This is a genomic window from Intestinimonas massiliensis (ex Afouda et al. 2020) (assembly GCF_900626285.1).
Classification (GTDB): domain Bacteria; phylum Bacillota; class Clostridia; order Oscillospirales; family Oscillospiraceae; genus Flavonifractor; species Flavonifractor massiliensis_A.
Window position 1 is genome coordinate 1 of sequence record NZ_LR131160.1, and the last position, 903, is coordinate 903.

A 903-nucleotide genomic window follows, 5' to 3' on the forward strand; every position below is an offset into this window, starting at 1 on the left:
TCCGGAATCTGTTCGTAACACGATTTCAAGTCCTGGTCGCCGGCAGCTGCAGGTAAATTGTGTTACGCTGCCATTTCCTCCGGTGTCCTCCAGCCTAATATTTTTCGCGGGTAGCCGTTCATCCAGTCCTGGATCTCGGCTATCCGCTTTTTTGTTACTTTAGAGAAGTCTGTCCCTTTGGGAAAGAACCGCCGGATCATCCTGTTGTGGTTTTCATTGGTGCCCTTCTCCCAGGCCGCATAGGAATGACAGTAATAGACGTCAAATCGTGTTCCGGTGTATATGGATCGGCGCAGCTGGTCGTACTGTAAAAACTCGCTGCCGTTGTCTGTGGTGATGCTGCGAAATTTGGACATGAAGCGGCTTTTTCCCATGGAGCGCTCCAGCTTATCAAAGACGGTGCGGATTGTCTCGGCTTTCCGGTTTGGTAATTTGAAAATCAATTCCTCTCGTGTGGTTCGTTCTGTCAGTGTCAGCAGCACGGCCCGGCTGCCGGCGTGGCCCACGATCAGATCCATCTCCCAGTGACCCGGCTCCCGGCGCTGATCGATCTGCTCTGGCCGGTCTGCGATGTTGGGCAGCTGCGGATGTGCGATCCGCTTTATCGGTGCATAGCCGCGCTTCTTCCGCTTGCTCTTTTCCCAGAGGTGAGCGTTGGTCAGGTGAAGAAATACCCCTTTGTCTATGTAGCTGTATAAGGTTGAAATGCAGATCACAGTCTGATGCCCCTCCGCTCTGGCCGCTGCCAATGCTGCCGCTGGTGAAAAACGGTTGTCCAGGATCTTCCGCTCCAAAAAGTCGGCATAGGCCCGGTCGGTCCCGATCTTGAGTGGTCTGCCTTTGGCAGTCTGATTGTAGTCGTGGGTCTGTTGGGCTTTGTCTGCGGAGTACCTGACCTCGGTG

The 903-nt window shown here is 54.2% G+C and carries 1 protein-coding gene; it reads right to left on the minus strand.

Annotated elements, in window-relative coordinates; translation table 11 throughout:
- Positions 1–62: 62 nt before the first annotated feature.
- Positions 63–903, minus strand: an 841-nt coding sequence (locus E0E41_RS18400) for an IS30 family transposase (protein WP_130871337.1), incomplete at its 5' end; no start/stop codon positions are given.